The sequence below is a fragment of the Burkholderia sp. BCC1993 genome, from assembly GCF_905339865.1.
In the GTDB taxonomy this organism is placed as follows: Bacteria; Pseudomonadota; Gammaproteobacteria; order Burkholderiales; family Burkholderiaceae; genus Burkholderia.
In genome coordinates, this window is record NZ_CAJPGZ010000006.1 from 274,886 (window position 1) to 289,422 (window position 14,537).

Annotated in this window: 9 protein-coding genes and 1 tRNA gene; 5 read left to right on the top strand and 5 right to left on the bottom strand. The window is 68.6% G+C overall.

What is annotated here, in order from left to right:
• From U4Y91_RS12150 to U4Y91_RS12165, 4 genes are read left to right on the top strand one after another with little or no spacing between them, the layout of a single operon-like run.
• A complete protein-coding gene (locus U4Y91_RS12150) occupies positions 1–7,614 on the top strand; it encodes an SDR family NAD(P)-dependent oxidoreductase (RefSeq protein ID WP_321805343.1) in 7,614 nt (2,537 codons plus the stop codon).
• Positions 7,611–8,525, top strand: a complete 915-nt coding sequence (locus tag U4Y91_RS12155; RefSeq protein ID WP_321805344.1) for a UDP-3-O-acyl N-acetylglycosamine deacetylase — start codon at positions 7,611–7,613, stop codon at positions 8,523–8,525. The genes U4Y91_RS12150 and U4Y91_RS12155 overlap by 4 nt, the downstream gene beginning before the upstream one ends.
• 37 nt (positions 8,526–8,562) lie before the next feature.
• Positions 8,563–9,891, top strand: a complete 1,329-nt coding sequence (locus tag U4Y91_RS12160; protein ID WP_321805260.1) for an aminotransferase class I/II-fold pyridoxal phosphate-dependent enzyme — start codon at positions 8,563–8,565, stop codon at positions 9,889–9,891.
• Positions 9,891–10,568: a GNAT family N-acetyltransferase gene (locus tag U4Y91_RS12165; RefSeq protein WP_321805345.1), complete on the top strand. Its 678-nt coding sequence runs from the start codon at positions 9,891–9,893 to the stop codon at positions 10,566–10,568. The genes U4Y91_RS12160 and U4Y91_RS12165 overlap by 1 nt, the downstream gene beginning before the upstream one ends.
• A 21-nt stretch (positions 10,569–10,589) precedes the next feature.
• Here U4Y91_RS12165 and U4Y91_RS12170 read toward each other — a convergent pair whose 3' ends face one another.
• Positions 10,590–11,423: a class II glutamine amidotransferase gene (locus U4Y91_RS12170; protein ID WP_124520309.1), complete on the bottom strand. Its 834-nt coding sequence runs from the start codon at positions 11,421–11,423 to the stop codon at positions 10,590–10,592.
• A 149-nt stretch (positions 11,424–11,572) separates the two neighbouring features.
• Positions 11,573–11,902: a carboxymuconolactone decarboxylase family protein gene (locus U4Y91_RS12175; RefSeq protein ID WP_124520310.1), complete on the bottom strand. Its 330-nt coding sequence runs from the start codon at positions 11,900–11,902 to the stop codon at positions 11,573–11,575.
• A 130-nt stretch (positions 11,903–12,032) separates the two neighbouring features.
• Here U4Y91_RS12175 and U4Y91_RS12180 point away from each other — a divergent pair, with 130 nt between their 5' ends.
• Entirely contained in the window at positions 12,033–12,980 is a 948-nt protein-coding gene (locus tag U4Y91_RS12180; protein ID WP_321805261.1) for an AraC family transcriptional regulator, read from the top strand.
• An 82-nt stretch (positions 12,981–13,062) separates the two neighbouring features.
• Here the strand turns inward: U4Y91_RS12180 and U4Y91_RS12185 are convergent.
• From U4Y91_RS12185 to pal, 3 genes are all read right to left on the bottom strand, one after another.
• Positions 13,063–13,139, bottom strand: a tRNA-Lys gene (locus U4Y91_RS12185).
• 109 nt (positions 13,140–13,248) lie between these two features.
• Positions 13,249–13,998, bottom strand: coding sequence for a tol-pal system protein YbgF (ybgF, locus tag U4Y91_RS12190; protein ID WP_321805262.1), 750 nt, complete (start codon positions 13,996–13,998; stop codon positions 13,249–13,251).
• A 19-nt stretch (positions 13,999–14,017) separates the two neighbouring features.
• Positions 14,018–14,527: a peptidoglycan-associated lipoprotein Pal gene (pal, locus tag U4Y91_RS12195; protein ID WP_044844089.1), complete on the bottom strand. Its 510-nt coding sequence runs from the start codon at positions 14,525–14,527 to the stop codon at positions 14,018–14,020.
• Positions 14,528–14,537 lie beyond the last annotated feature (10 nt).

Sequence of the window (14,537 nt, forward strand, 5' to 3'; positions counted from 1 at the left end):
ATGGAAAAAAGAATTGCAATTATTGGGATGGCGTGCCGCTTTCCCGGTGGGGTTGAAGGACCGGACGACTTCTGGCAACTGTTGTGTGACGAACGCGATGCCGTGACCGCCATCCCACCGGACCGTTTCGGTACGGCGTTCTACCAGCACCCGTCGAAGCGCGAGCCGGGAAAGAGCTACACGTTCGCAGCGGGTGTCGTCGATGACGTCGCCGGTTTCGATGCCGAATTCTTCGGCATCTCGCCGCGCGAGGCGGCGCAGATGGACCCGCAGCAGCGCCTGCTGCTCGAACTCGCGTGGGAGGCGTTCGAGGACGCCGGCGTGCGTCCGGCCGCGATGCGCGGCCGCGACTGCGGCGTGTTCGTCGGTGTGGCGGGCATGGATTACGGCAACCGCAATATGGACGACATGAACACGATCGATCCGTATTCGGCAACCGGCAACACGCTCAGCATTGCGTCGAACCGCGTGTCCTACCTGTTCGACCTGCGCGGACCGAGCATGTCGGTCGACACCGCATGCTCGTCTTCGCTCGTCGCGCTCCATCAGGCGGTCCGGGCGCTGCAGTCGGGCGAGACCGCGATGGCGCTGGCCGGCGGCGTGAACCTGCTGCTGCACCCGTTCGGATTCGTCAGTTTTTCGAAGGCGTCGATGCTGTCGCCGCGCGGCCGCTGCCGTGCGTTCGACGCGACCGGCGACGGCTACGTGCGTGCCGAGGGCGGTGCGTTCGTGCTGCTCAAGCCGCTCGATCAGGCGCTGGCCGACGGCGACACGATTCACGCGGTCATCGCCGGATCGGGCGTGAATTCGGATGGCCATTCGCACGGCGGCATCAACGTGCCGGCCGCGGCGACGCAGGCGGATCTGCTGCGCGCCGTGTATCGGCGCGCGGGCATCGATCCGCGCACGCTCGCGTATCTCGAGGCACACGGGACGGGCACGGCGGTCGGCGATCCGATCGAGGCGCGTGCGTTGATCGATGCGGTGTCGGGCGGCCGGCCCGAATCCGATCCGCTGCTGATCGGTTCGGTCAAGACCAATATCGGTCACCTCGAAACCGCGTCGGGCATGGCGGGCTTGCTGAAGGCGGTGCTGTGCCTGAAGCACCGCGCGGTGCCGCGTTCGCTGCATTTCGACACGCCGAATCCCGGCATCGATTTCGATGGCGGACGCTTGCGCGTGGTCGATCGGTTCACGCCGCTCGAGCGCGGCGAAGCACCGCTGACGATCGGCATCAACTCGTTCGGCTTTGGCGGCACGAATGCGCACGTCGTCATCACCGAAGCAGCGGCACCGGCGCCCACCGCGCAGTCGGCGGCAAGGATCGATGCACCGTTGCCGCCGCTCGTCCTCACCGCACGTTCACCGGCCGCGCTGGCGGCCGTCGCCGCGGGCCATCTCGCACGCCTGCAGTCCGGTGCCGACTGGGCTGCACTCGCCGCCGCCGCCGCACGGCGTCGCCAGTGGCTCGAGCATCGCGCGGTCGTCGCGCCGGCCGATCGGGCCGAAGGGCTGGCCGCGCTCGCCGCACTTGCCGACCCGTCGGCGCGCGGGCTGCCGGCGTGCGCGGTGCAGGGGCAGGCCGTCGAAGGCGACGCGCCGGTCGCGTTCGTCTATGCGGGCAACGGCAGTCAATGGGCCGGGATGGGCAAGCGGCTCTATGGCGAGGACGCCGTGTTTCGCGCGGCACTCGACGAAGTCGATGCGCTCTGGCGTGCGGACGGCAACGCGTCGCTCGTCGAAGTCATGTGCGAAGGTGTCGACGCCGCATGGCTCGCCGCGACCGAAAACGCACAGCCGCTGCTGTTCGCGATGCAGGTCGGCATCACGCGTGTGCTGACCGCGCGCGGCATCCGCTTCGACGCGGCGGTCGGCCACAGTGTCGGCGAGATCGCCGCTGCCTGGGCGTCGGGCGCGCTCACGCTCGCCGAGGCCGTGCGCGTGATCCGGATTCGCAGCGGTGCGCAGGGCCTGACACGTGGCGCGGGCAGGATGGCGGCGGCCGGCATCGGCGAAGCCGCGGCGCGCGACTGGATCGCGCGTCTCGATCTCGCCGCAGCGATCGAAATCGCGGGCGCCAACAGCCCCGACTCGGTGACGCTCGCGGGTTCGCAAGCGGCGCTCGACGCGCTCGGCGCGGCGCTTGCGGACGCCGGCCATTTCTACCAGATGCTCGACCTCGATTACGCGTTCCACAGCAGCCGCATGGACGCGATCGAGCCGGTCGTGCGCGACGGGCTGGCCGATCTCGCGCCGCGCGAGACGCATACGCGATTCGTGTCGACGGTGACCGGCGACACGCTGCCGGGTACCGCGCTCGATGCAAGCTACTGGTGGCGCAACATTCGCGAGCCGGTTCGTTTCGGCGCCGCAATTTCCCGCCTGGCGGACGATCGCGTGCGCGTGTTCGTCGAGATCGCGCCGCACTCGATCCTGCGCACCTACGTGAAGCAGACGCTTGCGGCGCGCGTTGCGCCGGGCGTCGTCGTGCCGACGCTCAAGCGCCAGCACGATAGCGCGGAGATGCTCGCCCATTCGGTCCTGTCGGCGGTTGCGCAAGGCGCGCGCGTCGATCTCGACCGCTTCGTGCCCGATGCGCCGCACGCCGCGCTGCCGACCTATCCGTGGCAGCGCGAGCGCTACTGGCTGGTGCCGAGCGTCGAGGGCTACGGGCTCGTGAGCCGGCGCGTCGATCATCCGCTGCTCGGCTATCGCCTGCACGAGCATGCGTTCGCCTGGGAGAACCAGCTCGATCCGCAGCGCGTAGCGATGCTCGCCGATCACGTCGTCGACGGTGGCGTCGCGTTCCCCGGTGCCGGTTATGTCGAAATGGCGCTCGCGGCGGCGCGCACGTTCTTCGGGACGCCGGATGTGGCCATCGAGAACGTCGAGATCCGCATGCCGGTCGTGTTCCAGCCGCAGCACGCGAAGCTGTTCCGGTTCGCGATCGACGTGCGCACGGCGTCGTTTACGATCGAGACGCGCGACCGGATGACGGACGGCCCGTGGAACCTGAACGTGACGGGGCGCCTGCTCGAAAGCGGCAATACGCTCGATGCGGACAGCATGCCGGAGGCGTCCGTCATCGCCCGCCTGCAGTCGTGTCCGGCGCTGTCCGGCGACGCACTGTATGCGGGCACGACGGCAATCGGCCTGAGCTACGGGCCGGCGTTCCGGTGGGTGCGGTCGCTGTGCGTGTCGGGCGACGACGCGCTTGCCGAGCTCGAGGTGCCGTCGGTCCTCGCCGATGCGCGTGCGCGGTCGGACTATCTGCTGCATCCCGCGCTGATGGACAGCGGTTTCCATCCGCTGTTCGCGGTGCTGGGGCAGGCCGGTGCCGCACCGGACGATGCGCATGCGGCATTTGTTCCGGTCCAGATCGGCCGCGTCGATTTCCTGAGCGGCGAATCGATTCATCGCGTGCTGGCGCGCATTCACCGCCGCAGCCCGCATTCGATCGTCGCATCGTTCGAATTCATCGATGCCAACGGCAGGATCGTCGCGCGCCTTGCCGCGTGCCGCTTCCGTCGCGTCGATCTCGCCGGGCGCCGTCACGGCGCGCCGGCACGATTTGCCTACGTGCTCGAAGCGCGGCCGCTGCCGGGCGGCTACACGGCCGCCGCACTGCCACAGCCGGGCGTGCTCGTCGAGCGTGCGAACGCGCACGTCGCGGCGCGCGCGGACCTCGCGCGCCGCACGCAGCATCTGACCGAAATGCTGCCGCTGCTCGACGTGCTTGCCGGTCTGCATGCGCTCGATGCACTGGATGCGCTTGGCGTCTTCGCCCGGCCGGCGCTGCCGATGGACACGCACCCGCAACAGGTCGCGCGACTGGCGGAGATCGTCGTCGAGGACGGGCTGGCCCGTTTCGACGGCGATCGTCTGGTTCGCGATGACGAAGCCTGCGCGGCGATGCCCGCGCGCGACGCGCTGTGGCGCGACGTGCTGGCGGCATCGCCGGCCCATGTCGCCGAACTGACGTTGCTGGCGCACGTCGGCGCGGCGCTGCCGCGCGTGCTGCGCGACGCGTCGTCCGAGGGCGCGCTGCTGTCGTCGACCGGGCGCAGTCTGGTCGAGCAGTTCTTCGATGCCTCGCCGACCTGGGCGCATGCACGCGCGCTGCTCGCCGCCTGCGTGACGCAGGCCGTCGCGGCGTGGCCGGACGCACGCCGCTTGCGTGTGCTGGAGATCGGTGCCGCGAGCGGCGACGTGCTGCAACCGCTCGACGTGGACGTGCCGGCCGGTCGCTGCGAATACCTGCTGGCAGGTACGCAGCAGCAGCTCGCCGGGTTCGATGCAGAAGCGCACGCGCAGGTACGAACGCTGGCGTTTGCGACCGACGCGCCGTTGTTCGCGCAATGTTGCGATACGACGCCGTTCGACGTCGTGATCGTCAACCGGATGCTGGGCGATCACCCGGATCCGCTCGCCGCGCTGACGGCGATCACCGACCGGCTCGCACCGGGCGGGCTCGTCGTCGTCGCCGAGGCGCGACGCAGCCGGTTCTCCGACATCGTGTTCGGCACGGCCGGTGGCGAAGTTGCCGCCGGCACGTACGGCGCGCTGGCGCCCGCCGCGATCGAGTCGATGTGCGAACGCGCCGGACTGGTCGACGTGGTGCGCGATACCGAACAAGGCCTCGATCTCGAGGGCATGCCGACGTTCGTCGTCGCGCGCAAGCCGGTTGCCGACGAACAAACGGCCGGCGCATCGCGGGCCGAGGATCGCATGCGTTGCATGGCGGAGCGTGACGGCGCGCACTGGCTGATCGTGCAGGAGGATGACGATGCGTTCGGCATCGCCCTGGCGGGTGAACTCGAGCGACTGGGTTGCCGCGTCGAGTCGGCAGCGGTGCGCGACGCCGCGGGATGGTCGGCGCGTCAGCCGGCCGAGCATCCGGCGCATGTCGTGTTCGTGGCGCCGCTTGCATCGCTCGACTCGGCCGACGGTGCGGCCGTGATGCGCGCGCAGCACGGCGGCGCACTCGCGCTGGCGTCGCTCGTGCGCGATCTCGAGGCGGCTGGTGCGACGGCGCGCGGTCGGCTGTGCGTCGTGACGCGCGGCGGTGCGCCGTTTGCTGCCGGTACGTCGTCACATCCCGAACATGGAACGTTGTGGGGCCTCGGCCGCGTGATGGCGAACGAGTATCCGACGCTGCCGATCCGTCTGATCGACGTCGATCAGGCCGTCGAGCAACCGGCGCTGCAACTCGCGATGGCGCTGCTTGGCGACGACGGAGAGGAAGAAGTGCTGCTTGCGCCGCGAGGCCGCTACGTGCCGCGCATGCTGCCGGCCGCGCAGGCGGCCGAGCGTGACAACGCGCTGTCGATCGCATCGGACCACCCGGGAGCGCGGCTCGCATTCGACATGCCGGGTTCGTTGCGCAACCTCGAATGGTTCGCGATGCCGGCGCGCGATCTCGCAGCCGGCGAGGTCGAGATCGCGCCGATGGCGACGGGGCTCAATTTCCGCGACGTGATGTACGCGATGGGGCTGCTGTCCGACGAAGCCGTCGAGACGGGTTTCGCGGGCGCGACGATCGGCATGGAAATGTCGGGGCGCGTCGCCCGGGTCGGCCCGGACGTCGACGGTTTTGCGCCGGGCGATGCGGTGCTGGGTTTCGCGCCGGCATCGTTCGCGACGCGCGTGGTCACGCGCGCAACCGCGATTGCACGCAAGCCCGACACGATGTCGTTCGAGGAGGCCGCCACGGTCCCGACGACGTTTTTCACCGCGTACTACGCACTTTGCGAACTGGCGCGGCTGCGACGCGGCGAGCGCGTGCTGGTGCACGGCGGTGCGGGCGGGGTCGGTATCGCGGCGATCCAGATCGCGCGGCATCTCGGCGCGGAAGTCTTCGCCACGGCCGGCAGCGACGAGAAGCGCGAGTTCATTCGCCTGCTCGGCGTCGACCGCGTGTTCGATTCGCGCAGCCTCGCGTTCGCCGACGAGATCCTCGCGCGCACGCACGGCGAAGGCGTCGACATCGTGCTCAATTCGCTCGCCGGCGAAGCGATGGTGCGCAGCATCGATACGCTGCGTCCGTTCGGCCGTTTCCTCGAACTCGGCAAGCGCGACTTCTACGAGAACAGCCAGATCGGCCTGCGGCCGTTCCGCAACAACATCAGCTATTTCGGCATCGACGCCGATCAGCTGATGGGCGTGCTGCCGTCGCTGACGACGCGACTGTTCGAGGAAGTGATGGACCTGTTCTCGGGCGGCGTGCTGCATCCGCTGCCGTACCGCGCGTTCCCGGCCGCGCGTGCGGAGGAAGCGTTCCGCTACATGCAGCAGGCGCGCCAGATCGGCAAGGTGCTGGTCACCTATCCGTCGGGCACGCCGGTACCGACGCGCGGCGTCGCGGTGCCGACCCTGCGGCTCGACCCGCAGGCGGCGTACCTGATCGTCGGCGGCACCGGCGGGCTGGGCTTTGCGACCGCGCGCTGGATGATCGAGCGCGGCGCGCGGCACCTGACACTCGCGAGTCGCGGCGGCGCACTGGGCGCCGCGATGCAGGCGGAAGCCGATCGCTGGCGCGACGCGCTCGGCGCGCACGTGTCGGTCGCACGATGCGACGTGACCGACAGCGCGGCGCTGGAAAACCTCATCGACGCGATCGAGCGTCGCGGGACACCGCTCAAGGGTGTGCTGCATTCGGCGATGCGGATCGACGACGGACTGCTGCGCAACGTCGATGACGCGCGCTTCGCGGCCGTGCTCGAACCGAAGGTGGCGGGCGCATGGAACCTGCATCGCGCGACGCAGCGTTGCGCGCTCGATTTCTTCGTCATGTATTCGTCGGCGACGACCTATCTCGGCAATCCGGGGCAGGGCGCGTACGTCGCCGCCAACGGCTTCCTCGAGGCGCTGGTCGCGCATCGTCGCGCTGCCGGCCAGCCGGCCATGTTCATGGCGTGGGGGCCGATCGAGGACGTCGGCTTCCTGGCCCGCAACGCCGGCACGCGCGAGGCGTTGCAGTCGCGGATCGGCGGTGCGTCGATCACGTCGGACGAGGCGATGGCCGCGCTCGAATGCGCGCTTGCGCAAGGGGCTGCCGGCGAAGCCGTCGTGCGCCTCGACTGGGGGGCCATCTCGCGCGGCATGCCGGCCGCGCACGCGCGCCGTTACGCGGCATTGCAAACGGGTGGGGCGGCCGAGACGTCGAGCGAGGATCGCGTGTTGCTGGAGCAATTGCGAACGTTGCCGGCGGCCGAGGCCGTCGCGCTCGTCGAGACGGCGCTGCGCGGCCAGATTGCGCGGATTCTGCACATGTCGCCGGAGCGCGTCGATGCCGGCCGGTCGGTACTGGATCTCGGGATGGACTCGCTGATGGGCATGGAGCTCGGCATGGCCGTCGAGGAGACCTTCGGCGTCAAGCTGTCGATCATGGCGATCGCGGAAGGCGCGACGGTGCATACGCTGGCCGAGCGCATCGTCGAGTTGCTCGATGCGCAGAACGGCGACGAGAATGTTGCGGCAGCGGACGAACTGGCGGATGCGTTGGTCGCGCGGCATGGGCTGGGCGACGAGGCGCGGGCGACACTCGCACGCAATCAGGATCACGAAAACCAGGGGGCAGCAACATGCAAGTCGACGCCGGTTCATGCCGGGTGAAAGCGCCGCAAGGATGGCGGGCCAGCGAAGGGACGGTCGCCCGGCCGGTGACGATGACCGGACATGGCCTGCACACCGGGCGCCGGGTCCAGGTGCGGATCCTGCCCGCGGCCCCGTCGGGCGAACGGCACGGGATCGTGTTTCGCCGCATGCGCGGCGAGCATGAACTGGGGAGGCTCGCCGCCGGCCCGGCGGTGCGTCGCGCACAACCGCTCTGCACGATGCTGCGAGCGGACGACGGCATGGGCGTGCGTACGGTCGAGCACTTGCTCGCGTCGCTGCTGACCTGTGAGATCGATCACGCGATCGTCGAACTCGATGCGGAAGAAGTGCCGATTCTCGACGGTAGCGCGCGGCCCTGGATCGACGCGATCACCGCCGGCGGCCGTGCCGAATTGCAGCGTTCGAAGCGCTTCCTCCGGGTGCTGAAGCCGGTGAGCGTGGCCGACGGCGAAGGTGCGTCGCGGCGCGAATTGCGCGTCGAGCCCGCCGAGCGATACGAATTCAGTGTGCGCGACGATCTCAAGGGGTTCGGCGACATGCAGTGGGACGGCGAGCTCACGCCGGGGACGTTTGCCAGCGAGATTTCGTCGTCGCGTTCGTACGGGCGGATCAAGTGGGCCGTGCCCGCGATCGCGGTCGGCTACCTGACGGGCACGCCGATCCTGCGTGGCGCACGACCGTCGTGCACGGCGTCGATCATCGGCAATCACGTGATCGGCGGGCTGCGTGCGCCCGACGAATTCGTGCGTCATCGCGTGCTCGATCTCGTCGGCGACCTTGCGCTCGCGGGTTCGCCGCTGCTCGGGCGTGTCATCGCGCATCGCCCCACCCACGAAATGAACTACAGGCTCCTCAGCGCGCTGCTCGGTACGCCCGACGCGTACGAATGGGTTGACGTGTCCGCGTAACGCGGACGCAACGCACGGATTGCCCGGAACCAAAGACATGGCACTCGGAGAACACCTTCGCCAGCAACTGGCCGCGAAAGCCCTGAAACGGCAGCTGGAGCGCGCGACGGAAGCCGTCGCGGCGCCCGGTGTTCCCGCTGCACCGGCGGCACAGGCCGCGTCGGCGCGCAGCCGTTTCGAATCGATGCCGCAGTATCAGCAGGTCAGGATCATGCGCGAGATGGGCGAGAAGCTGCGCGTCGACTCGCCGTTCTTCCGCGTGCATGACGGCATCGCCGGCGCGACCACGCAAATCGGCGGTCGCGAATACGTGAACTTCGCGAACTACAACTATCTCGGTCTCGCCGGCGATCCGGCCGTATCCGAGCGGGCGAAGGCCGCGATCGATCGCTATGGCACGTCGGCGTCCGCGAGCCGGATGGTCGCGGGCGAGCGTCCGGTGCAGCGCGACCTCGAGCGGGCGCTGGCCGCGTTCTACGAGACCGACGACTGCGTCGCGTTCGTGAGCGGCCACGCGACCAACGTGACCGTGATCGGTGCGCTGTTCGGCCCCGGCGACCTGATCGTCCACGACGCGCTCGCGCACAACAGCATCGTGCAGGGCGCGCAGCTGAGCGGCGCGAAGCGGTTGAGCTTCGCGCACAACGACTGGCAGGCGCTCGACGCACTGCTGTCGCGCGTGCGTCGCGAATACCGGCACGTGCTGATCGCGATCGAGGGGCTGTACAGCATGGATGGCGATTTTCCGGACCTGCAGCGCTTCGTTGACGTGAAGACGCGCCACGGCGCGTTCCTGCTGGTCGACGAAGCGCATTCGCTCGGCGTGCTCGGCGGGACGGGCAAGGGCATCCGCGAGCATTGCGCGGTCGCGCCCGACCAGGTCGACATGTGGATGGGCACGATGAGCAAGACGCTGGCCGGTTGCGGCGGTTTCATCGCCGGCTGCCAGCCGCTCGTGGACATGCTGCGCCATCTGGCGCCGGGCTTTCTCTATAGCGTCGGACTCGCGCCGACGCTCGCCGAAGCGTCGCTGGCCGCGCTCGAACGCCTGCAGGCCGAACCGCAGCGGGTGGCGCAATTGCAGGCGCGCGGGCGGCAGTTTCTGACCGAGGCGCGCGCCGCGGGGCTCGACACCGGCACGAGCGCCGGCTATGCGGTCGTGCCGGTGATCACCGGCAGTTCACTGAAAGCCGCGCAGTGGGCCAACGCGATGTTCGACGAAGGGATCAACGTGCAGCCGATCTTCTATCCGGCCGTCGAGGAGAAGGCCGCGCGCCTGCGTTTCTTCATCTGCTCGACGCACGAGCCGGCGCAGATCAGCCGGACCGTCGCCGTGCTGGCCCGCCTGGCGGGGCGGGCAACGTGATGCCCGCCGCGGCGCTCGCACCATCCTTCGACGCGCCGCATGCCGACGCGTCGACACCGTTTCGCGCCGCTTGCGCGAACGATGCGGCGGCTTGCGCGCCGCTGGTGTTTGCATCCGGTGTCGGCGAATTCGGCTTCTTCCTCGGTGAAAGCGACGCGCGCTGCATTGCGTTCCTGCAACAGGCGTTCCGCTCGCGTCATGGCCGGTTCTCATGGCGCCGGCATCGGGTCGCGGTCGGCGCCGACGGCACGGTGCATGCCGTGATGGCCATCCATGACGGGCGCCGGACGATGTTCGACGACCTTCACGTCGTGTGGGCCCTGGCGCGCTTTTTCGGCGTGCGCCGCACGATCGGCCAGTTGCTGCGCGGGCTGGTGCTCGAAACGGAGATTCCGGCGCCGAAACGTGCGCAGATCCTCATCGCGCATTGCGCGACGGACGAGCAGCGGCGCGGCACGGGCGTCTTCACCGCACTGCTGCGCGACGCGCTCGAGGCCGGTGCGTTACCGGACGACGGCAGCCGCGACATCGTGCTCGACGTGCTGACCCGGAATGTGCGTGCCCGCGAACTGTACGAGCGGCTCGGCTTTGCCGTGCTGACGCGGTCGCGTCAGCGCTCGCGCCGGCTGCCGGCAGAACTCGATTCGGTCCGCATGCGGCTCACGCGCCGCGGCTGACGGTGCACCCGCCGTCGCGGCCTACTTGCGCCGCGGATTGAACGGCCGCTGCTGCACATCCGCCCCGTGCGCGACGATCGCCATGCTTTCCGGCACTTCCTCCCATGCGCCGCGCAAGTCGACGAGCGGCTCCGACACGACCATGAACGCGTCGTCGCCCGCTTCCGCGATGCGCGGATTGTGCGGATAGAGTTCGTGCAGATGCTTGAACGACGTGCTGTGGAACAGCGAGCGCGATTGCCGTTCGCTCGAGTAGCGCACCGCGATGATCCGCTCACCATCCGTCGCGCAGATCGTCATGTTGAGCGGCTCGGCAACGCGGTATCGCGCGGCGGTTTCCTCGACCATGCCGACCATCCGCTCGAGCGCCGGCAGCGGCGTCTGCTCGAGGCCGTAGGTCAGCGCGAGACGGAACATCAGCTCGGAGTCGGTCGTCCCTTCGAGCGTCGGGAACAGCGCCGGGTCGACCTTCATCGTCAGGTCGCGGCGCAGCTTGTGGAAATCGCGAATCAGCCCGTTGTGCGCGAACAGCCAGCGGCCGTGGCGGAACGGGTGGCAGTTGGTTTCCTGGACGGGCGTGTCGGTTGCCGCGCGGATATGCGCGATGAACATCCGCGAGCGGATCGCGCGCGCGGCTTCGCGCAGGTTGCGGTCGTTCCATGCGGGATGCACGGAGCGATAGCGGAACGGCAGTTCCTCGGGGCGGCCGTACCAGCCGATGCCGAACCCGTCGCCGTTGGTGGTCGTGGCGCCCAGCTCCGAATGCAGGCTCTGGTCGATCAGCGAATGCTTCGCGCGAAACAGTACGGTCTCGAGATGGATCGGATTACCCGTATAGGCGAGCCAGCGGCACATGGAGCGCTCCTTCGCGATGAATCTTCTCGCGCATGGTAGCCGACTTCGCGGCGCCGGCGTACGCGACTGCGCCGCGTCCGCCGGCTGGCCGGCTGCGCCGGCGATCGTCCGTGAAGGATGCGGCGGGCGCCGCACCCTTCATGCGCGCGTCACTCGCCGAGCGCGTCCATCACGCGGGCCGAATAGACGAGCGCCGCGCCCGCATTCAGCGCGATCGCGACGCCGAGCGCCTCGGCCACTTCCTCCTTGGTTGCGCCATGCTTCGCGGCTTCGGCCGTGTGCACCGCGATACAGCCGTCGCAGCGCGTCGTGACGGCCACCGCGAGCGCGATCAGTTCGCGCGTCTTCGCGTCGAGATGCCCCGTCTTGGCGCCGGCGCCGGCCAGTGCCTGGTAGCCGGCCAGCGTGTCGGGCGAGAGCTTCGCGATGTCGCCGATGCGTGTCGTGAGTTCCTTCCGGTATTCGTTCCAGTTCAGCATGATGCGTCCTTTCGAGAAGAGGTGGATCAGGCGGCGGATGCCGCGATCTCGGGCGATGCAGGACTTATTCTGAGCGTTCGCGCTGAGGGTTTCGATACGCTAGAGTGTCAATTTTTAGCGCAAACGTCTCATGGACGCGTTGAGTCAACTATTGTCGCTGGGCCGCAGCCATGTCGAGCTCGACGTGCGCTGCCTGCTCGACGGCCCGTTCGCGATGCCGCACGATCCGTTGCCGCCCGGCGAAGCGGCGTTTCACCTGCTGCTGTCCGGAACGTGCCGGCTGCGCACGGCCGACGGGCGCACGCTGCGGCTGGCCGACGGCGACTTCGTGCTGCTGCCGGCGGGCGACGCGCACGATGTGTCCGATGTCGAGGGGGGCGGCGCGCGGCCGGTCGCGTCGCTGCGTGAACCGGGCGCGGCCGGCGGCGCGGGGCTGCCGGTCAAGTCGAATCGCGATCCCGCGGATCCGGCCGATGCAAGCGTCGACCTGCTCTGCGGGCGCTTCATTTATGCGCGCGGCGCCGGTGAATTGCTGATGCGTACGTTACCGCGCGTGCTGCATGTCGGGCTGCGCGCGGCGTCGGGGCCCGCGTCGCTGCAACTGCTGACGAGCGTGCTGCGTGCCGAGGCATCGAGCGCGCAGCCGGGTGCGCGCGCGATCGTGAACGCGCTGGGGCAGGCATTGCTCGCCTACGCGTTGCGTGCGTACGGCCGCGATGCGCGCGTGCCGGCCGGCTGGCTCGCGCTGGCTGCCGATGCGCGGCTCGGCCCGTCGGTCCAGGCCGTGCTGCAGGCGCCGGCGCAAGCGTGGACGGTCGAATCGCTCGGCGCGGCATCCGCGATGTCGCGCGCGACCTATGCGCGGCATTTCCGCGAGAAGGCCGGGATGAGCGTCGGCGCGTTCGTCGCGCAGATCCGGATGATGCATGCATGCGCGCTGCTGCAGGACACGCAGCGCGGCCAGGCGGAGATCGGGCAGGCGGTCGGCTATCAGTCCGAGGCGGCGTTCGGCAAGGCGTTTCGCGCGGTGCTCGGCACGACGCCGGGGCGCTGGCGGCGCGCGCAGCGGGGCACGTAAGACCGGCAGCGCGCAATACTGCAGGAAGCAGACGCAAAAAAGCCTCCACTCGGGAGGCTTTTATTGCACTATCAAAGATAGTTGGTAGGGTGGGAGGGACTCGAACCCTCGACTCTCTGATTAAAAGTCAGATACTCTAACCAACTGAGTTACCACCCCACGTTCTTGAAACCGGTTGGTCCGTTGCGCTGACAACTTGCTCAACGACCCAAAGAGCAAAAAATTATATCGGCGAATTGAAGGGCTGTCAACAATTCGACACGGTAATTTATTTGATGCTCTCGATCTTGCCCTGCGCAGTCTGCGCAGCGTTCGATCCGGCGTACTGCGACACGACCTGCTCGAACGTCTTTTTCGCGGCCGCCTTCTGGCCTTGCTCGAGCTGGTTCGTCCCGATCGCGACGAGTGCGTCGGCCGCACGCGGATGCTGCGGATACTTGCTCACGATCGCTTGCCACGTCGCGGTCGAGCCGCGGTAGTCGCGCAGCGCGTATTGCGCATTGCCGAGCCAGTACTGCGCGGTCGGCTGGTACGGGCTCTGCGGGTACTTCGCGATGAAGCTGCGGAACGAGGCCGCGGCAGCCTTGAAGTTGCCGTTGCGGAACTGCTGCTGTGCCGCGCTGAGCGCATCCGTTTCACCCGGCTGCACGGTGCCTTCGACACCATCGATCGTCGCCTGTTGCGGCTCGAACTTCTTGAGCCGCGTGTCGAGATCCTGGTAGTACTCCTTCTGCTGCCGCTCGAGCGTCGTCAGCCGGTTCGTCAGATCCTCGTTCTCGCCGCGCAGCGTCGCGACCTGCTGGTTCAGCTGGTCGATACGGCCGGATTGATCGAGGATCGTACGCTGGGCGGCCGACAACTGGCTCGCCAGGTTGTCGGTTTTGCTGCGCAGATCGAGCACGGCGCGGCGCGCTTCGTTGTCGTCGAACACGCCGGCGTGCGCCGGCGCGGCCGACCACGCCGCGCCGGCGACGCAGAGAGCTGCGGCTGCACGCAGCCAGGTTACACGGTGCGTCATACGGCGATTCTTCCGTTACTTACTGTTGGTAGACGAGGTCGGCGCGACGGTTCTGCGCCCACGATGCTTCGTCGTGACCCGCTGCTTGCGGCTTTTCCTTGCCGAGGCTCACGGCTTCCATCTGCGAGTCGTTCACGCCGAGCAGTGCCATCGCACGGCGGACCGCTTCCGCACGCTTCTGGCCCAGCGCGAGGTTGTACTCGCTCGTGCCGCGTTCGTCGGTGTTGCCCTGGATCAGCACGTGGCGCTGCGGGTGGCTCTTCAGATACTGAGCGTGTTGCTGCATCAGCGGCTGGTACTCGTCCTTCACCGAATAGCTGTCGAAGTCGAAGTAGATGCTGCGCTTTGCGAGCGGGCTGTTCGGGTCGTTCAGCGGATCGACGTTCACTTGCGCGACGTTGTCGGCGCTCGGCTGCGTGCTCATCGCACCTGCGTTGGCCTTGTCGTCGAGCTTCACGCCCGACTTGCACGCTGCGAGCGCGCTGATCATCATCACGGCCAGGGCCAGACGAGCTTTATTCGACATCATGGTTACTCTC